Annotated in this window: 14 protein-coding genes and 2 riboswitches; of the genes, 7 read left to right on the top strand and 7 right to left on the bottom strand. The window is 33.8% G+C overall.

Features of this window, described 5'->3' with window-relative positions; genetic code table 11:
* Positions 1–50: 50 nt before the first annotated feature.
* Positions 51–938 (bottom strand): 4-hydroxy-tetrahydrodipicolinate synthase, encoded by an 888-nt coding sequence (dapA, locus tag DFR57_RS15375; RefSeq protein WP_114354108.1) that lies wholly within the window; start codon positions 936–938, stop codon positions 51–53.
* Positions 939–1082: 144 nt separating this feature from the next.
* Positions 1083–1263, bottom strand: a riboswitch (Lysine riboswitch).
* Between the two features lie 260 nt (positions 1264–1523).
* Here dapA and DFR57_RS15370 point away from each other — a divergent pair.
* The 5 genes from DFR57_RS15370 to DFR57_RS15350 all read left to right on the top strand — a co-directional run bounded on the left by DFR57_RS15370 (position 1524) and on the right by DFR57_RS15350 (position 11769).
* Entirely contained in the window at positions 1524–4496 is a 2973-nt protein-coding gene (locus DFR57_RS15370; protein ID WP_114354107.1) for an EAL domain-containing protein, read from the top strand.
* A gap of 37 nt (positions 4497–4533) precedes the next feature.
* Positions 4534–4643: riboswitch (TPP riboswitch) on the top strand.
* A gap of 126 nt (positions 4644–4769) precedes the next feature.
* Entirely contained in the window at positions 4770–5432 is a 663-nt protein-coding gene (gene tenA / locus DFR57_RS15365) for a thiaminase II (protein ID WP_114354106.1), read from the top strand.
* A gap of 220 nt (positions 5433–5652) precedes the next feature.
* Complete coding sequence (locus DFR57_RS15360; RefSeq protein ID WP_114354105.1) at positions 5653–8199, top strand: LamG-like jellyroll fold domain-containing protein; 2547 nt, start codon at positions 5653–5655, stop codon at positions 8197–8199.
* 200 nt (positions 8200–8399) lie between these two features.
* Positions 8400–10943 (top strand): lipocalin-like domain-containing protein, encoded by a 2544-nt coding sequence (locus tag DFR57_RS15355; protein WP_114354104.1) that lies wholly within the window; start codon positions 8400–8402, stop codon positions 10941–10943.
* Positions 10944–11079: 136 nt separating this feature from the next.
* Positions 11080–11769: a hypothetical protein gene (locus DFR57_RS15350; RefSeq protein ID WP_114354103.1), complete on the top strand. Its 690-nt coding sequence runs from the start codon at positions 11080–11082 to the stop codon at positions 11767–11769.
* Between the two features lie 510 nt (positions 11770–12279).
* Here DFR57_RS15350 and DFR57_RS15345 read toward each other — a convergent pair.
* Positions 12280–13410: a CAP domain-containing protein gene (locus tag DFR57_RS15345; protein ID WP_114354102.1), complete on the bottom strand. Its 1131-nt coding sequence runs from the start codon at positions 13408–13410 to the stop codon at positions 12280–12282.
* Between the two features lie 231 nt (positions 13411–13641).
* Between DFR57_RS15345 and DFR57_RS18335 the strand changes: the two genes are divergently transcribed.
* Positions 13642–13800, top strand: coding sequence for a hypothetical protein (locus DFR57_RS18335; RefSeq protein WP_170133007.1), 159 nt, complete (start codon positions 13642–13644; stop codon positions 13798–13800).
* A gap of 144 nt (positions 13801–13944) precedes the next feature.
* Entirely contained in the window at positions 13945–14790 is an 846-nt protein-coding gene (locus tag DFR57_RS15340; RefSeq protein ID WP_114354101.1) for a manganese catalase, read from the top strand.
* 315 nt (positions 14791–15105) lie between these two features.
* Here DFR57_RS15340 and DFR57_RS15335 read toward each other — a convergent pair whose 3' ends face one another.
* The 5 genes from DFR57_RS15335 to DFR57_RS18390 form a co-directional block, all read right to left on the bottom strand.
* The gene (locus DFR57_RS15335; RefSeq protein ID WP_114354100.1) at positions 15106–16218 is read right to left on the bottom strand and encodes a glycosyltransferase family 4 protein; all 1113 of its coding nucleotides are present in this window, start codon (positions 16216–16218) and stop codon (positions 15106–15108) included.
* A 15-nt stretch (positions 16219–16233) separates the two neighbouring features.
* Positions 16234–17382, bottom strand: a complete 1149-nt coding sequence (locus tag DFR57_RS15330) for an NAD-dependent epimerase/dehydratase family protein (protein ID WP_114354099.1) — start codon at positions 17380–17382, stop codon at positions 16234–16236.
* Positions 17383–17560: 178 nt separating this feature from the next.
* Complete coding sequence (locus DFR57_RS15325) at positions 17561–18778, bottom strand: peptidase U32 family protein (RefSeq protein ID WP_114354098.1); 1218 nt, start codon at positions 18776–18778, stop codon at positions 17561–17563.
* Positions 18779–18793: 15 nt separating this feature from the next.
* Positions 18794–19720 (bottom strand): peptidase U32 family protein, encoded by a 927-nt coding sequence (locus DFR57_RS15320; RefSeq protein ID WP_170133006.1) that lies wholly within the window; start codon positions 19718–19720, stop codon positions 18794–18796.
* A gap of 151 nt (positions 19721–19871) precedes the next feature.
* Positions 19872–20052 (bottom strand): hypothetical protein (locus DFR57_RS18390; protein WP_211315379.1); only part of this gene is annotated, 181 nt, incomplete at its 5' end.

The following is a 20052-nucleotide window of genomic DNA, read 5'->3' as shown; positions in this document are numbered from 1 at the left end:
AGAAAGCCTCGTATTCGATGTATGTCAATCGAATACGAGGCTTTATATGTTTAACTTACGTTTGAATTTTGGATATAGCTAAGTTCATGTGATAATTGTTGTTTTTCTTGAACATTTAATGGAACTAACGGCAATCTCACAGATCCGACATCAATTCCTGTTAAAGCAAGTGCTTCTTTAACAGTAGAAGGGTTTGGTGCCATAAACAATGCCTTCATAAATGGTACAAGGTATTGGTGTATTTCTGCTGCCTGTTCCGGACGACCGGAAAGGTGAGCATATACCATCTGTTGCATGTCTTTTCCAAATATATGAGATGAAACAGATACGATACCAGTGCCACCTATTGCTAAGGTAGGTAAGGTTAAAGTGTCATCTCCACTATATAATGTGAACTCTTTAGGAGTTTCTCGGATTATTTTAGTCATCGCATCGAGATCACCACTTGCTTCTTTAACAGAAACAATATTCTCAATTTCAGATAAAGATATAATAGTTTCAGGTAGCATGTTCACTGCAGTTCTACCTGGTATGTTATATAACATGACTGGTAAAGTGGTGCTTTTTGCAATGGTCTTAAAATGCTGATATAAACCTTCTTGTGAGGGCTTATTATAGTATGGTGTTACAAGCATAATCCCATCTACACCAATTGTCTCTGCTTGCTTCGTTAATTCAATAGATGCTTGCGTGTTATTAGATCCTGTACCAGCAATCACGGGTATTCTTTTATTCACTGTTTTAACAACAAATTTAAATAAGGACAATTTCTCTTCTTTTGTTAGTGTAGGAGATTCACCTGTTGTACCTGCAACAACTAAAGCTTCCGTACCACTGTTAATCAAATGATGTATTAATCTCTCTGTTTTTCCATAGTCAATTTGGTCATTTACGTCAAATGGAGTTACCATTGCCGTAATAATTCTTCCAAAATTCACTGTAATCACCTCTATTCATAAATTTCCTTCTTTTTAACTTTTCAAACATGTGTATGAATAGAGGGTACCTCATCATCATGCGATCACATTAAAAAAGATGCAACAACGAGGGTCTCATTGTTGCATCTTAAATATAGTTATGATGCGTGAGATAGCCCTCCATATAGCGACTTGCTATATGACAGCTCGGTATTTATTCAATACAGAACCAGTATAGTAAAATGATGCCATTTTACTAACTTCGGCGACTTCCCCTTTCCATAACCGTCAACGGCTGCATCTCCTCTGATTATGTACTATTGGTTATCGCACCTCTATCCTCACTTCAAAAAATTTCTTATTGAAGTAAAGTATTATTTAATTGTGATTCCCACTATAACAAATATTAAAAGATGTTGCAACAGGATTGGAATAATTTTAGATAAATAAACTAAAATTCTATCTTATCTCCTATATTTCATGAAGTAATTTGTAAAAACTTCAATATCGCTTCCATTAATCGACATAACATAGTAAAATAGACTTATTAAGAAAACAAATATAAAAAAACCTGTAAACGATATCATTATATTCGAGTGTAAAGAGGTGATCGTTATCAATAAACAATTTGTTTTTGGGGTACTTACACCTATATTAGATGGAAATTATTTCGGCAATATTATTAAGAGCATTGCAGCTACAGCAAAAGAATATGATATTAAAATTGTCGTTATTGGAACAACTGCACATTATTATAATCATTTATATGCCTCAGACTACGTGGATGGTTGGATCGTTATAATGGACGCGGTAGATGATAATTACATAGCGGAGTTAAAATTACTAGACAAACCTGTTATTGGAATTAATACGAATCTACATTGCGATGATTATATTCGGGTGAATAATGAAGAAGTATTGTTAGAAGTTGGAGAACACATGAAGGAGCACGGACATAAAAACTTTGCCTATGTAGGCGATGTGGTATTTCACGAAGCAACAGAACGCTTTCATGCTATTGAAAAAATGGTAGCGTTGCAAGAAAGACAGCCTAAAAAATGGTTTTATAATAGTTATGAACATACACTAGAAGAAATCGTGAAAGAGCTTGTAGAACAAGATATACCACACGATACAATTTTTTGTGTGAATGATTTCATTGCGTACAATCTTGTACGATTATTAAAGCATTATCACATATATGTGCCCAATGATGTTGCTGTAATTGGTTTTGATAATAGTCCAACTGCTAAATCCTTTTCACCTCCTCTAACTACTATTGAATTGCCTATTAGAGAAATAGGAGAACAAGCAATATTTAAGCTATTAAATCGTGTGTCTAATCAATCCCTTTTTAAAGAAAAAGCGAGATTAGAAGCAACACCGGTTTATCGAATTAGCTGTGGCTGTAGTTTTGATTTGAATTTAGACAGGAATGATGAGGCAAGTGAAACGATAGAATTTTTAAGTCAAATGGTTGCTCGGAATTTTAATTTAGGACAATTAATGCAGTCTTATGACTATCAAACTATCATTGACATGACCTGGCTTGTTCATAGTCCATTTAGAAAGATCATCGTAGGTCTAAAAAACGATGAGGCCACAACAGGGAAATTGGAGGTGCATCGCTATCATTTTACAGACCATTCAACTAAACCAGAAAGAATACAAATTCCTCATTCAAAGGAAACGGAATTTCCTTCAAAATATACGTTATTAGACAATCACTTTATGGGCGAGGAAAATGTATTAATTCTCATCCCAATCATACAAGACAACAAGGAGTTAGGCATATTCTCATTTGTAGGATTAGCCGATATCACTTCATTACTTACACCGCTAAATACTACCTATCAGTTAGTGAATTTTTTTGCAGCTGCACTCAGAAGAGCAAAATTAAATGAAGATTTAAGAAACTATTCCAATCAACTAGAAATAATTTCAGATATTATGTATGACGGCATTTGGGAATTAGATTTACAATCAAATAGTATTGTAAGTAAGGGTGGAATTAATCAATTACTTGGGTATCCAGATAAAAACTTGGTGTCTGCTTTTTCAAAATTCTTAGAAAAGATCCATCCTAAAGAAAAGGATCTCTTTATAAGAAAATTTCAAGATCATCTTCAACGACCTGTTCCATTTGAAATAGAGTGTAGAATAAAGCATAAGAAAGGCCATTATATTTGGATGTATATTACTGGTCAAAACAGAACAAGTGGATACGGGGTACCGATGAAAATGGTTGGTTCGATTATGGACATATCAGAGAGGAAGAAAGCAGAATCTAGGATTAATGAATTAGCATACCATGATTCTCTGACACAGTTAGCTAATCGATTGAATTTAGAAGAGAATTTAACACCGATTTTAAAAGCTGCCAAAGCAAATAATAAAAAAGTTGCTTTCTTATTGTTTGACTTGGATCGTTTTAAAGTTATCAATGATACTTATGGACATCAAGCAGGTGATCGACTCCTACAAATTATTGCAAAGCGCCTTAAAAGCATTGCAAAAGAGAATTATCTTATCTGTCGTTTAGGCGGAGATGAGTTTGTTATTGTTATTCCTAACCTAATAGATATGGTACTTGTTGAAGAGTTCAGCATAGATTTATTAAATACGATTAATGCCCCTATTAAGGATCAGGAACTCGTTTATACTATCTCTACGAGTATAGGAGTGAGTGTTTTTCCAGATCATTGTTTAGATGCTGAGACACTTATGCTGCAAGCTGATATCGCTATGTATAATGCAAAAACGAGCGGACGAAATCGGGTTCAGCTCTATAATCAGTCGATTAATCAATATAATTATCGACAAGTCCATCTAGAAAATCAACTAAATAAAGCATTAGAAAAAAAAGAATTTTATCTCCTTTTTCAACCGATATATAATGCTAACACCATGAAAATTATTGGATTTGAAGCGTTAATTCGGTGGAAATCTGAAGAGCTAGGTGAGGTTATGCCGAATGATTTTATTCCGGTAGCAGAGGAAAATGGTACAATCATTGCTATTGGAGAATGGGTATTAAGAGAAGCCTGCTATTTTCTGAAGGATTTAGACCCTTCTATGAAAATATTTGTGAATATCTCATCTAAACAATTAAACCACATGTTATTCCTTGAAAAAGTGGAGCAAATATTAAATGAAAGTAATTGTGTAGCGGATCGCCTCTGTTTTGAACTAACCGAAACAGCTATGTTAGAGGATTTAGAACACAGTAAAAAAGCATTATATAAATTAAATAAATTAGGTATTCATCTTTCATTGGATGACTTTGGAACTGGTTATTCTTCCTTATCCATTTTAAATGATCTTCCAATTCAGATTCTAAAAATTGATAAATCCTTCATTCAACAGATGGAAAGTGGACAAAAAAATAAAGCAATTGTGGAAGCTATTGTACAACTATCCCATAAACTTTCAATAGAAGTAGTTGCTGAAGGGGTAGAAAACAAAAAACAACTCGACATTTTATTAGATATGAAACTCGATTATTTACAGGGTTATTATTTTAAAAAGCCAAGTTTGATTAATACCTTTAGTGTTTATAAGAGAAATGCTTTTAAGTAGAAGAGATCGATGGTAATATGAAAAGGTAACTTTATAAATTATCTGCTAGGGGTGTCTTTTTGAAAAGACTGAGATTAAAGTTTAACTTTAAGACCCTTACCACCTGATCTGGTTAACACCAGCGTAGGGAAGTAGAGTTCTATTTTTAATCGTAATAAATAGAGCCACTACCTTTATGTTGTGTATAGGTGGTGGCTCTTTTTGATGGGCACCTTTTTAGCGGAATAATTTATACGAATTATGCCATTTATGATTTATTGAGGAGGGTTTAGGATGAAATTTTCACAGCAATTAAGAAAAGATGTCAAGCAAATATGGGAGGACAGTTTAAATCATCCTTTTGTAAAAGGAATTGGAGACGGTACTTTACCAATAGAAAAGTTCAAGTATTACGTCATGCAAGACTCTTACTATTTGTCTCATTTTGCAAGAGTTCAGTCCTTAGGAGCTGCTAAATCTCCGGATTTGGAAACAACGAGTCGAATGGCCTCTCATGCACAAGGAACATATGAAGCGGAAATGGCCCTCCATCGAACATTTTCTGATCTTCTTTCGATATCAGAACAGGAAAAGGCTGATTTTTTCCCATCACCTACAGCTTATGGCTATACATCTCACTTATATCGAGCTGCCTATGAAGGGCATCTAGGCGATGTTATAGCCGCAATATTGCCTTGTTACTGGTTATATTTAGAAGTTGGGGAGCAGTTAAAGGAGTGTGAGCCAAAAGAAGTTGTTTACCAGAAATGGATAGAGGCCTATGGTTCAGAATGGTTTAGTAACTTAGTAAAAGAACAAATTGAGAGGTTAGATAAGATTGCTGAAGAAGTTTCTAAGAAAGATAAGGAAAGAATGCGTCAACACTTTTTAATTAGCAGCCATTATGAGCTTTTATTTTGGGAAATGGCTTATGAAATGCAAGACTGGAAAATATAAAGAATCTAATAAAAAAGAGCCTTTTTATAAAGGCTCTTTTTTAATTAACTAAAAAGTTAATGTAACATTAAATAGATTATACTTAGTTCACAAATGACATTATAAAAAGTTGATTGAAACATATTGAATAATTAAAAAGTTTCATGTAAACTGTATAAAGACTAAACAAGTTAAATTATTTAGTGAAGTATGAAAGCGTTTAATAAATGGAGGTTTATTTATGTTCAAGGATAAAATTGGATTAATAATTATTTTTTCTTCTATAGTCGTTATTGCATTAGCAATAGTAATATTTTTTGATGGGGAAAACGAAACACAAAAAGATAATAAGGAATATACTGATCGCCCATCTTTTACAAATGTGTCTGTTCATGATCCTTCCCTCATTAAAGATAAAGATACATATTATATTTTCGGAACGCACATTGAAGCAGCAAAATCCACTGATTTAATGAATTGGGAACGTTTTACAAATGGATATCAAACGACAGATAACGCATTATACGGTAATCTCTCAGAAAACCTTGCGGAATCATTTGAATGGGCAGGTGAAGATGATGCCGATAGTAGTGGTGGTTTTGCGGTATGGGCCCCAGATATATTTTGGAATGAAAATTACATAAATGAAGATGGGTCTGAAGGGGCCTATATGATTTATTATAGTGCATCGTCTACCTATATTAGATCTGCGATCGGGTATGCCGTATCCAAGGATATAGAAGGTCCATATGAATATGTTGATACAGTGGTTTACTCTGGTTTTACTGAAGGTGAAGCATTTGATAATAACAGTGAAGTAAACAAGCAATGGGAAAATACACATATTGATGAGCTAATAGAAGCGGATCGAGTAAGTGGACCGAATGGTGATTGGTTTAACAATGATGGTTCTTATAATAATATGACTTATCCCAATGCTATTGATGCAAACCTCTTCTATGATAAGGAAGGTAAGCTGTGGATGAACTATGGTTCATGGTCTGGTGGGATTTTTCTTTTAGAATTAGATGAAGAGACTGGACAACCAATTTATCCAAACCAAGATGGCGAAACAGAAGATGGAAGAATAATAGATCGGTATTTTGGAAAAAAGATTTCCGGAGGTTATGGTAAATCAGGAGAAGGCCCTTATATTGTCTATGATGAAGCGACAGATTACTATTATTTATATGTAACATATGGATGGCTAGGTGCTGATGGTGAATATAATATGCGAACCTTCCGATCTGACAATGCAGAAGGTCCTTATGTGGATGCAGCAGGTCAACCAGCTGTTCTACCTAATAATACGGATAATGCACCTTATGGAAATAAATTAATGGGACACTTTTTATTTGAAAAACAAATCGGTGATTCTGGTACGGGAAATGGATTTGGATACATGTCTCCAGGTCATAATTCTGTATTCTATGAAGAAGATAATGATAAAAAATTCCTAGCATTTCATACTAGATTTCCTGATCAAGGAGAGACATTTGAATCGCGAATTCACCCTTTTTATATGAATGACAATGATTGGCCAGTGGTAGCTCCTTATCCTTATACAGGGGAAAAATTGGAGGAAAAAACTGAAGAAGATATTATAGGTGACTATAAATATATGAACCACGAAAAAGATAATACAAATAATTTAAAGTACAGCAGTTTTATAAGCTTGAAAGAAGATGGTAGTGTCACTGGAGCTGTAGAGGGAAGCTGGGAATTATTTGAAGATTATCGTATTAAAGTGAAAGTAAAAGATACCATTTATGACGGTGTATTAGTCACGCAATGGGACCCAATGGAACAAGCTTATGTAACAGTATTTACTGCTATGTCAGATAAGGGTGTGACAATTTGGGGAAGTAAGCTTTTAGAGGAATCTGATGAAGCGATTGCGGACGCGGTTGAGAATGAGTTATCACTTCCAAGAACGGATGGAATTTCTAAAGATTTAAATTTGAAAACTACAGGTGCACATAATTCTAATATTACTTGGAAGTCATCTGATGAGAATGCATTATCAAATGATGGCAAGGTTAATCTTACTGATCAAGAACAATCGGTAACACTAACTGCGACGATTTCTAAAGGTGAAGTGACAAAGGAAAAAACATTTCAAGTAACATTGAGTGAACGTCCAGATGAAATTGCAGAGGTAGAAGAAGTAGTAGAAAAAGAGATACTGCATTTTTCATTTAACGGTTCATTAGAAGAAAATGAAAATAAAATAACAGAACCAGAAGTAACTGGAAATCGACTGGACAATGAAGGTGGGGAAGTTGATTATAGTGATGGTGTTGATGGGGAAGCGTTACTATTAAATGGTGAGTCCGGATTAAGGTTTACAGATGGTCTCATTCAAACGGAAGACTATTCTGTTTCCTTATGGCTGAACCCTACAAGCTTATCCTTACACACGACTACATTTTTCGGCGCAAAGGATGAAGAAAATTGGGTGAGCTTAGTACCAATGGGAGCTGCTTCGGATCAGACTATGATTTGGTCAGGGAGTGAAACGTGGTATGACGCACCTACCGGAAAAACTATTCCTACTGACGAATGGTCTCACCTGGCTTTTACCGTATCGGGTGAAACTATTAAAGTTTATCTTAATGGGGAAGAAACGTTTACTGGTGATGAGTTTCCTCAAATATTTAAAGAAGCTAACGCTGCCTTTGGTTTAGGTGTAAATTATTGGGATACACCATACGAAGGTTTGGTAGATGAATTAATGATATATAACTACGCCATTTCTCAAGATGAAATAGAGGAATTGGGCAATTAATTTTTGGTTGAAAAGCAGCTAAATTATGTATTTTAATAGATATTATATTTAGCTGTTTTTAACATAAAGAAGGGAATGAAGTAATGCACTTTATTTCTTTCAATAATTATGTAAGCGTTCTTATATGGAGGGATGCGATGAAGCACTGAAAAGAGAGGAGATATCATCGATCATAAAAAATTTGAAGAGGAGATGAAAAAGTGAGCAAAAATAAACGAATTTTACTTTTTATTGTTTTACTTTTTGTAGCGTTACCTTTTATTATTGCAGCTAGTCCAAATAATAATTTACCCGAGCAAAATAACAAACCTAATCAAGGGTACGATGGTGAGGTTCCTAATTTTGGAGAAGTATCGGTTCATGATCCGTCTATTATAAAAGATGGTGACACTTTTTATGCTTTTGGAACACATATAGAAGCAGCTAAGTCAGAGGATTTAATTAGCTGGGATCGCTTTACAAATGGTTATGAAACCCCAGATAATAGTTTATATGGAGATTTATCGGAAAATTTAGCCGGATCGTTTGAGTGGGCTGGAGAAGATGATGCAGATAGTAGTGGTGGCTTTGCTGTTTGGGCGCCAGATATCTTTTACAATGAAGATTATGTAAATGAAGATGGCTCTACTGGAGCTTACATGATTTATTATAGTGCATCATCTACTTATATCCGTTCTGCTATTGGTTATGCGGTAGCACAAGATATTGAAGGTCCATATGAATATGTTGATACAATTCTATACTCAGGTTTTACAAGAGATGAAGCATATGATGAAAATAGTGATGTAAACAAACAATGGGAAAATACAAATATAAAAGGATTAATAGATGATGGTACGTTAGAAGGTGTAAATGCTGACTGGTTTAACAGTGATAGCTCCTACAATAACACAATGTACCCAAATGCTATTGATGCTACGCTTTTCTATGATGATGAAGGAAAGCTGTGGATGACTTACGGTTCTTGGTCAGGTGGTATATTTTTACTTGAGTTAGATAAAGAAACGGGTCAACCGATCTATCCAGGTGAAAATGGAACAACAGAAGATGGTAGAATGATTGACGAATATTTTGGTACTAAAATTGCTGGTGGCTATACAAAATCTGGCGAAGGACCATATATTGTTTATGATGAAGAAACAGGTTACTATTATCTATATGTAACTTATGGCTGGTTAGGCGCTGACGGTGGATACCATATGCGTGCTTTCCGTGCAACTGAACCAGATGGTCCGTATTTAGACGTTCAAGATCAGGATGCAGTCTTACCTGGTGATGTTTCCAATCATACCTATGGAAATAAGTTAATGGGTAATTTCATTTTTGAAAGAAAAGTAGGAGATCCAGGTGAAGGGGACGGCTTAGGCTATGTTTCTCCAGGTCATAATTCTGTTTATTTAGACAGAGAGACAGATGAGCATTACTTAATCTTTCACTCTAGATTTCCAAATACTGGAGAAGTTCATGAAATGCGTGTTCACAATATTTATATGAATGAAGATGATTGGCCAGTTATAGCTCCTTATCGTTATAGTGGTGAATCGTTAGAAAAAGTAAATAAAAAAGATCTAAGTGGTGACTATAAATATATTAATCATGGACAAGAATATGGTGAAGAAATAACTTCATCAGAAAATATTACGCTTCATAAGAATAATAAAGTAACAGGAGCGGTAGAAGGTACTTGGAAAAAGACAGGTCAGTATAATGCAGAGTTGACTTTAGATGGTTCTACTTATAAAGGTGTATTCGCTAATCAGTGGGATTCAACATCTGAGTCTTACGTGATGACTTTTACTGCTATGTCTGATAAAGGAATTGCAGTTTGGGGTAGTAAACAACAGCCAATGAGTGATGAAGAAGTAGTAGAAGCTATCTTGGAAGATTTAAACTTTGAAGGGTTAGATGCATTAACTAATAATTTAGATCTTCCTACTGAAGGAACACATATGGCTGAAATTAGTTGGGAAAGTTCTGATGCTTCTGTCATAACAGATGAAGGCAACATAACGAGAGGTACTGAAGAAGAAGGAGCACAATCAGCGGTTTTAACTGCGACTATAACTAAAAATGACGAGAGTGCAACAAAAACATTTGATGTTACAGTTCCTCCTTATGAGAATGCAGATTTAACAGCACACTTTGATTTCGAAGGAAATCTAGCTGATCAACAAGGTTCATTTGGTGATGGAACCGTTACAGGTAGTCGAATTACAGAAGAGGGAGGTAATTTGCAATTTGATGCTGGAGTGAATGGTAATGCAATTTACTTCGACGGATCAACTGGCGTGAACCTGCCAGATAAGCTTATTACAAGTAACAAATATTCCGTTTCATTTTGGTTAAATCCAGAAGAACTTTCCACTTATACAACAACATTCTTTGGTGGAACGCTTGATAACTGGATTAGTTTAGTACCAAAAGGACCTACAGGGGATCGAACCATGCTTTGGTCAGGTAGCTCTTCTTGGTATGATGCTACAGCTAGTTATCAAATCAATACAAATGAATGGACCCATGTGGCATTTTCAGTTAACAATGGGACAGTTAAACTTTACTTAAATGGGGAAGAAGAATATATCGGATCGAATTTCCCTGATGTGTTAAGTAATGAAGATGCTGATTTTGCTTTAGCTGTGAACCACTGGGATACACCGTTTAAAGGTTATATGGATGAGTTAAAAGTATTTGAAGGTGAAATTTCTCCTAATCAACTAGATGAATTATCTAGTAATAACGAATAAACATGAATTTTTTAAAACTAGCAAACGATTGTTTGCTAGTTTTTTTATGCAAAATTTAAGGTAGAACTTATCTAATGTAACCTTTATCGATATTATACGACTAATTATATGAATTAATAAAAGGAGGTTTACTTCTATGAAAAAAATAAATGTTTTTTTCTGTTTTGTCATATTTTTAGGAGCCCTTATTGCGTGCGGAACTTCGAATACTAATGAAACCACGGATGCTAATATGGATGATGAGGTCCAAACCAAAAAAAACTCGAAAGATAATGATAGTTCTGAGGAAAAAGAAAGAAATGATACGAAAGAGGAACAAGATAGTGAAACAGAAGAAATTAGTGTAGAAACCACAGGAACAACAAATTCACTCCCGGAAATGGAGAATGAAAAAGAAGTAACCATGATGATCGAGGGTATGGAAGAAAAAATAATGGTTCATTTATTTGAACATCCGAATGAATTATTTTCAACTTATATTCCGAGCGATATGATCTCAGAATATGAAGATCAAACCTTAAATGTATATGCTAATTTTAATGATACTAAAAATGAAAATGCTAGATTTTTTATTATGAATAACAGTAAGGAAGATGTAAATGAGCATCTTCAAGAAATAGGTTTTAGCTTAAATGAAGTAACGGATAACACGCATGAATTTTCAGATGAAGAAATGAAGCTTGAAAAAAATGGTTTTCTTGGCCGTGTGGTTTATTTTGATCATAAGGAAGAACCATTTAGTTTAGGGTATTATTATCCTGAAGAATTTGCAGATGGCTTTAGTGCAAGGACTGTTATAATAATAGATGAATTGAAATGGCATTAATTAAAAAATAAAATGCACCAGTTGTTTGTTGTTATTTTTTGTATGTAAGTAAACAGAATTTCAGTAGCAATATATTGCTGTTTTAGCATCAAAACTTGAAAACCTTCCGCGCAACCGTTCGTTATAAAGTTGTGGTGTATTCTCAATTAGTTTTAATTACCCATACATGTTGAGGGTTATAATCCAATTGCGAGTATGGATGTTTTTGTATGTTCTAAATGCATAAAAATGCAACTTATTTATTATAGGTCTATTCTTTGTATTTGTGTTTGGCACATAGATTTATAAGCTAATAATAGAATTTTAATTAATAATAAAGCTATAAATATGCAGAAATAAATATTTGAGTTTTAATTTATTTCTGAAATATTTGAATCAGTAGAGAGGTATTAAAATAGTTTTTGAATAGATCAAGCAAATGTAGGGTTATAAAAGTACTCAAAGAAAAAAGCATAATTGCTACGAGCGCAATTATGCATTAACTCAATTTTCTTTGATTATGAATTACTATTATCTTGTTAAAAAGTTTTCAGTATAGTAGGGTTGGGACTCCTCGTTAAAAGCTACTCCAACAGCAAGGATTTCAAAATCTTTTTTGAGTATATTTTCTCTATGACCAATTGAATTCATTAATCCTTCATGAGCATAAATGCTACTTGGTTGACCAGCTGCAAGATTTTCTCCGGCTGTAAGAAATGAAATATTATTCTCTTCCATACGATCGAAAGGGGACTGTCCTTCTAAATTTGTATGACTAAAATAATTATTGTTAGCCATATCTTTACTATGATTTCTAGCAGTTTCTTTTACAGATTCATCCCAGGTCAGTGCATGTAGGCCGCGCTGAACTCTAGCTGCGTTTGTTAAATCAAATAATTGATACTCAAAACCTTCTCGTAATTTTTCGCTTTCTTCTGCAAAATAACCATCCTTATTTTCCTCTAAATCTTCAGCAATGATTTGGATAGCGGTCACTTTATTATTTTCATGCTTATCATAAAAAAAGGTGACATAATTACCTTCAAGTAAGAAGGTGTGATATTCTCCATCATTTTTCACTTGGTATTGAACAAACCCTTTTCGTATAGAATCAATAGGATCTTCAAGGGTTTGTAATACCTCCTCTTTAGAACTTCCATAGCTTAATCCGTTCGTTGTTGTAATTAAATCCTGATTCGTATACATCGCAATTACTTGATTTTCATCATTATAAGCTGCCATGAAAAAATTTCCATAGTCTTGATGATAGGCTACCCAATTGACACCATAATCATTTGTAGAGGATCTTTGTGGTTTACCGACTTCTGGTTCAACATCACTTCGTAAATCGCCTATTTCTATATTGTGGATAGCAATCGTTTGCTGCTCTGGGTTTTCTAATTGCACTTTATCGATGGAAGAAGAGCTATTATTTCTTCCTTCTTTAGTGGTGTCACTAATGCTATCTATTAGTAGTTTAATTTCTTGTGTAATGGTAGAGATTGTTTGTGTAACCTTAGGATTATCTTTTATTTCTAAAATATCTGTCTGTATTTCATTAGCGGTCTCTTTAACACCTACAGTTTGGAAGCTGTCTCCATAAAAGTACCAAAGAACACCAGAAAGTAATAATATCACGAAAATAAAACGTACTTTTGACAAAACTTCACTCCTGTCTGCGTTATCTTTATAGTATTCTTCATTTTAGCAACATTCTTTCTTATGTTCAATTAAATAGTTCACTTCTAATTTTTATTCAAGCTTAAACACGATAATTGATTTGTTATGAAAAATAATATCTTTGTCAATATCAATAAGATTCATGAAGACCAGTATAAATTCATTATTATGTAAAATAATATCGTTACTAACACTATTTTTGAGGAGGTTATCATGCAAAAAGCAAAAGAAAATGAAGGTAGCTCAAATTCATTTCCCAAACAAAGCTTTTCAGGTACTGATTCACAGAAAGTAAAAAAACAAATAGAAAATGATGTTAAAAATGGTCAGGGTGCTATGACTTCTAGAGAAGCTGGAGGAAGGCAAGGCTGAAACAGTTTTAGATTATATTCTGTTAGAACTTTTGATTTCAATCTCTTATTAATAAGAAATTACCTTGCAAGAAGTGTTATTGATATTGATGTTGCAAAAATTATTTAGAATAGTGTTATATCCCATAAAAATGGAGGCAAAAAAATGTTTTATCATATAAAGGAGTTACAATATACCGCAAAACCAAGTAAACCAGACCCAGTATACGCTAAAAAGTTACAAGAAATATTAGGTGGGCAATATGGAGAAATCTCAGTTATGATGCAGTATTTATTTCAAGGATGGAATTGTCGTGCGGAAGGTAAATATCGTGATATGATACTTGATATTGCAACAGAAGAAATTGCACATGTAGAAATGATTGCGACAATGATTGCTCAATTATTAGATAATGCTCCTGCTCATGACCAAGAACAAGGTGCTAAAGATCCAGTGATTGAAGCTGTTCTAGGTGGGATGAACCCACAACATGCTATTGTAAATGGACTAGGGGCACAGCCTAATGATAGTGTAGGATATCCTTGGACTGCTCGATACACGGTAGCAAGTGGCAACCTACTTGCAGATTTTAGAGCGAACCTAAATGCAGAGTCTCAAGGTAGACTCCAGGCAGTTAGACTTTATGAGATGACGACTGATCCTGCAGTTAGAGATATGCTTTCCTTTTTAATTGCACGTGATACGATGCATCAAAACCAGTGGTTAGCAGCTATTGAAGAATTAGAACAATCTCAAGGTATTGTTGTTCCAAGTACTTTTAATAAAGAGTATGAGAAACAAGAAGTTTCATATTCGTTTATGAATTATTCTGAAGGAGAAGAAAGTAGAGCTGGAAGATGGGCAAGCGGGCCAACTCTTGATGGTCAATCTACTTTTGAATATGTTCAGAGTCCAAAGGCCATGGGTCAAAAACCTAAATTGGAACCAGGAGCTAAATATATTCATGGCACACCACCATTAAATTTTAAATTAGAGCAAGATTCGGAATAAATGGACCTAAAAATTCATTATTATAAAAATGATAAAAAGATCGAATTAACTGTAAAATGATTATTTCGATCTTTTTATAATATAAGGTGTTTTAAAAATCATCAAACTAAAAAATATTATTAACTAAATAGAAGGGATAGAAACACATATTAGTGTCTTATAAAAAAATAGACCAATACTACAACATTAGAGAAGTAAAAAATGGGCATAAGTAATATTTAATTCTAGTTTACATAATATATATTATAGGAAGTAATGTAAAAATAAATGATTTAATCTCAATAACCAAGTAAACTTAGGATATTGAGATGAAATTTAATTTTTTTCAATAACTGTATAATAAAAATCTTCTAATTGCTTAGATGCTTCTTTCCAGCTGTATTTCTCAGCTTCTATTCGAGCATTTTGTTTTAGAGTTTGATGAAAATTTTCATCTTCAATTAAGTTAATTTTAGCTATAAAGTCAGCTGTATTTTTTTGATCGTACAACAATCCATTGATATTGTCATTAATTTGTTCGATCGTTGGTCCACTTTTAGCTGCAATTACTGGTAATCCAGCAGCCATCGCCTCCAATATTACTAATCCTAAGGTTTCTGTCACTGAAGGAAATATAAATGCGTCTGCTGAAGCATATGCATTTGCTAACTCTTCCCCATGTAAAAATCCAGTAAATTTTACCGGGTATGGTTGAAATAGTTTTTCTAATTTCTCTCTCTCCGGTCCATCTCCAATCATAGCTACTCGAATATCTGTTTTTTCATTAAGCACGGGCAATAGTGTTTCAATTTCTTTTTCTGCTGCTAATCTGCCAACAAAGAGTAACAATTTTTTATCGCTTTCACCGTTTGTAAGATAGTTACGCATTTCATTTTTATGATATTTTGGATGAAAGCGCTCTGTATCTACACCTTTGTTCCATAAATGGACATTATAGAACTTTTTCTCCTTAAGTTCATTTTCAACCGTCTGTGACGTGCATAGATTTAGGCTAGCAGGATTGTGAAGCATCTTAAAATATTGCCAGCAAAGTGGTTTTAAGAATGACAAACGGTAATAATCAAAATACTTTGGAACGTGTGTATGATAAGAAGCTAATAACGGGATTTTTAGTTTTTTTGTGTAATATATCCCGCTTATCCCTAGTATTGCTGGGTTTACAACATGAACGATATCAGGTTGATAGTCTTGTAACACGGTGAGAACTTTTTTTGTTGGTAGAGCAAATTCTTTGTATCGGTAAAAGAGTAGTTTCCTTGCTTTTATTCCTTCTACGTTTGCTGATTTGTACCTATCTACACCTAAGTCAGGTGCGATAATTAAGACTTCATGATCTTTTGATAATAGATAATCAATTGCATGAAGAAGTCTAGTCACCACACCATCTGTAGATGGTAGAAAGGTTTCTGTGATAATTGCTACTTTCAATTTAGTTACTCCTTATTACCTCCAAGAGATGGTAGGTAAAACATTTTCTTTCTTAATGCGGTTAGGATACGCTAATGCAGACTCTAATATTTCCACTATTACTTCATCCGTTAACAAATACGGTTCTAAACCGAGAGTTTTTAATTTTGTGTTCACAGCATGGTAATAGTGAGCTTCAGCCTCAACCCTAGGATTATCAAGGTGCTTAATATCAACATTTATTTCTTTACTATTAGCAACCTTTTGAACTTTTTCTGCTAATTCCTGCACCGTAAAATACTCTGTAAATTGATTAAACACTCGAAATTCCCCTGTATCAGCCGGATTATTCATTGCTATTTCCACACATCTAACCGTATCTTTAATATTTAGAAATGCTCTTGTTTGTTTTCCAGAACCATAGACCGTAATATCATGGTTTATTGCTGCTTGAATAATAAAACGATTTAAAGCTGTACCATAAACACCATCGTAATCTAATCGATTACTCAATACGGGATCTTTAAGTGTTTCTTCTGTTTGTAATCCATATACAACCCCTTGGTTTAAATCCGTTGCTTTGATACCCCAGGCTTTGCATGCAAACATAATGTTATGACTGTCATGTACCTTTGATAGATGATAAAAAGATCCTGGTTGCTTAGGATATGGCATGATATCCTTTCTACCATTGTGCTCAACTTCTATATATCCTTCTTCAATATCAATATTTGGAGTGCCATACTCCCCCATTGTACCAAGTTTAATTAAATGACACTCAGGTGCAAATTCTTTAATCGCATATAACACATTAAGCGTTCCGATTACATTATTTGATTGCGTATATACTGCATGTTCGCGATCAATCATTGAATAAGGTGCTGATCGTTGTTCTGCAAAATGCACCAATGCCTCTGGTTGAAATTGCTTCATCACCATGGACAAGAAGTCGTAATGGTTCAGATCCCCTTTATAAATATGTATTTCTTTATTCGTGATTTCTTTCCATTTATCCACTCTATCCTCGATTGAAGCGATAGGTAGCACAGAATTAGAATTTAACTCGTCATCAATTTTACGTCTACTTAAATTGTCTAAAATTGCTACTTCATGCCCTTGATTAGATAAGTGTAATGCAGTTGGCCATCCACAAAAGCCATCCCCGCCTGCTACGATTACGCGCATGTCGATACTCCCCCTTGAAAAAGAAATATTATATTCATTTAATCATATTATTGCTGTAATTAAAGTAGTATCTTTTATTCTTAACAAATTCTTTATGATAGTATGAGTATATAGAATTAAAAATGAATATTCAAACAATTGCGATGCCACAAAAAAATCCTCGTAATTAATACGAGGATTAGGAAACTCTTTTTCGCATCATATCAAGATGAGAAACAGCTTGTTTTACTTCCACTTTTACAATTTCCATTGGTTGTTTAACATGTTGCAACGGTTCTCCGTCTTTTGAGAAAATCTTCGTTATTTTTTGTTTAAAATTTGAGAAATTCGGTCCGAAAAACTCTATTTCATCGCCAATTTTAAAGGCGTTCCTTTGCTGCACTGTTGCTAATTTTGTTTCATCATTATAGTCTAAAACCAATCCTGCAAAATCATACTTTGGAATACGATCTGGCTTACCGAATAATTGATCCTTATTCGTAGGTTCATTGAAATAGAAACCAGTTGTTAAAGACCTCTGAGCAATTTTTAGAATTTCATCAGAGATAGATGAATCTAAACTATAGCTTGAAGGATTTTCAAAATACCTATCAATTATATGACGATACACATTTACAACAGTAGCAACATAATGAATACTCTTCATTCTTCCTTCTATTTTTAGACTATCTACTCCGGCTTCTATTAATGCTGGAATATGTTCAATCATTGATAAATCTTTGGAACTCATGGTGAAATTCTCTGTACTAAGTGGGATATTTTCATTTGTACTATCTTCAAATAAATCATAATTCCAGCGACATGATTGAGCACAGCCACCCCTATTTGCATCCCTTGCTGTCATATGATTGGATAATACACATCTACCTGAATATGAAATGCACATTGCTCCATGAATAAATGATTCAATTTCGATGTCTACTTTTTCTTTCATTTCTCGTATTTCCTCTAATGAAACTTCTCTACCTAAGACAACTCTTGGAATTCCTTCTTCTTTCCAAAACTGTACAGTTCGATAATTTACAATGGAAGCTTGTGTACTTATATGAATATCAAGCGTTGGCGCAGCTTCTTGACAAGCATCAATTAAGGCTGGATCTGCAATAATTACTGCTGAGATTCCAATCTCTTTAAGGTTTTTGAAAAATTCTTTTGCACCGGTTAGATCTTGATCATGCGCAATGATATTTGCAGCAACATATACTTTTGCACCATATTTATTAGCAAATGCAACGCCTTCTTTCATATCCTCGTAGGAGAAATTTCCAGCTTTGGCCCGAAGTCCGAACTGTTTACCCCCGATATAAACTGCATCTGCACCATAATGTATGGCGAACTTTAATTTTTCTAGGTTCCCTGCTGGAGCTAATAATTCTGGCTTAGACATTCTCTTCATTCGTACACCTCTGTTTTAATAAATCTGCTCTTTAAAATAAAAACCTGTTCCAAGGGATCTATCTTTATCTTGACTTTTTATGATTAAATACTTTAATTTTTTGAAGTAGTTGGTATCAATCACCTTATTCTCTAAGGATTGATCGATTGCAGTACGATATATTTTTGTATTACTTATGTGGTTTTCTTTGGATTGCAGAAAGCCATTTATTTTTAATCCACTAATGCTTCTAGCTAAAATAGCAGGAATATACTCAATCATACACAAATCTTCTTTACTCATGATGTGTGTACCGTTTGTATCCTCATAAACAGGGTATGTTCCAGGTTCTTCTTTAGGTTGTCTGATGTAATAGGCAGAATTAGTTTTAAGTGCTTCATCAATATGATTATAATAATTTTTCACTAAATTTCTTTTTGATTGAAAAATATTGGTCATTCCTTGGACTTGAATATCTATCGGAACACTCAACTCCTTGTTGATCTTTTCAATGGATTCTAAGGATAATTCATTAGAAACACTTACTCTTTCTATTCCTCTTTTCACCCAAAATTTAAGGGTTTGTGTATTTGTTCCTAGTGTTTCAGGGTTCCAATGAAGCGGAATATCAAATTGCATCTCCTTGATAAGCGTAAGTATTGCTGGGTCACTTATAACAACAGCATCTACTCTTATTTCATTAAGTGCATTTAAATATTCTTTCACTTCATTAATTCGAGAATTGTTAAATATAGCATTTACTAATACCCTAATTTGTTTTCCATGTTTATGAGCAAGGCTAGTAGCCCTATTTATATCTTCCAGATTTATATCACCTAAGGTTCGAAGCCCAAAGCTTTGATGGCCAATTTCAATAATATCAGCACCAGCTAGGATTAACATTTCTACTTCATGAAAGTCTCTTGCATTCACAATTAATTCTGGTTGATATTTATGTTGCATCATTTCAACCTCCATTTACCAATAATAAAAGCAACAACTTCTATCATAACGTTTACTTAAAATTTTATCTGTGATTTCCATCACAAATTAGCACATATAATAGAACTGTATGTATAAAAAAGCTTGTTATATTTATAACAGGTTCCGTTATCTATCGCAAAATTCTAATTCGCGTACCAAAATGCAACTGAAAATGTGTAATAAATTGCGCTGTATTTTGCAACGCTTTTTGTATATGACGAATTGTAATATTAAGTGCAACACCTAAAAACATGGCTAAAATAAAACAGCCCATAACAGCTTCGTGTAAAATGCAAGTAACCACACAAACA

This window comes from Saliterribacillus persicus (genome assembly GCF_003337485.1).
GTDB lineage: Bacteria > Bacillota > Bacilli > Bacillales > Amphibacillaceae > Saliterribacillus > Saliterribacillus persicus.
The sequence above is the reverse complement of the archived record's forward strand: the minus strand, read 5'-3'. Positions and strand labels throughout refer to the sequence as shown.

Bases quoted from the DNA above. Each gene is read 5' to 3' on its own strand.
- DFR57_RS15340 (WP_114354101.1), top strand. From the start codon at position 13,945: ATGTTTTATCATATAAAGGAGTTACAATATACCGCAAAACCAAGTAAA.
- DFR57_RS15350 (WP_114354103.1), top strand. From the start codon at position 11,080: ATGAAAAAAATAAATGTTTTTTTCTGTTTTGTCATATTTTTAGGAGCC.
- tenA (WP_114354106.1), top strand. From the start codon at position 4,770: ATGAAATTTTCACAGCAATTAAGAAAAGATGTCAAGCAAATATGGGAG.
- DFR57_RS15320 (WP_170133006.1), bottom strand. From the start codon at position 19,720: ATGCAACATAAATATCAACCAGAATTAATTGTGAATGCAAGAGACTTT.
- DFR57_RS18335 (WP_170133007.1), top strand. From the start codon at position 13,642: ATGCAAAAAGCAAAAGAAAATGAAGGTAGCTCAAATTCATTTCCCAAA.
- DFR57_RS15330 (WP_114354099.1), bottom strand. From the start codon at position 17,382: ATGCGCGTAATCGTAGCAGGCGGGGATGGCTTTTGTGGATGGCCAACT.
- DFR57_RS15360 (WP_114354105.1), top strand. From the start codon at position 5,653: ATGTTCAAGGATAAAATTGGATTAATAATTATTTTTTCTTCTATAGTC.
- DFR57_RS15325 (WP_114354098.1), bottom strand. From the start codon at position 18,778: ATGAAGAGAATGTCTAAGCCAGAATTATTAGCTCCAGCAGGGAACCTA.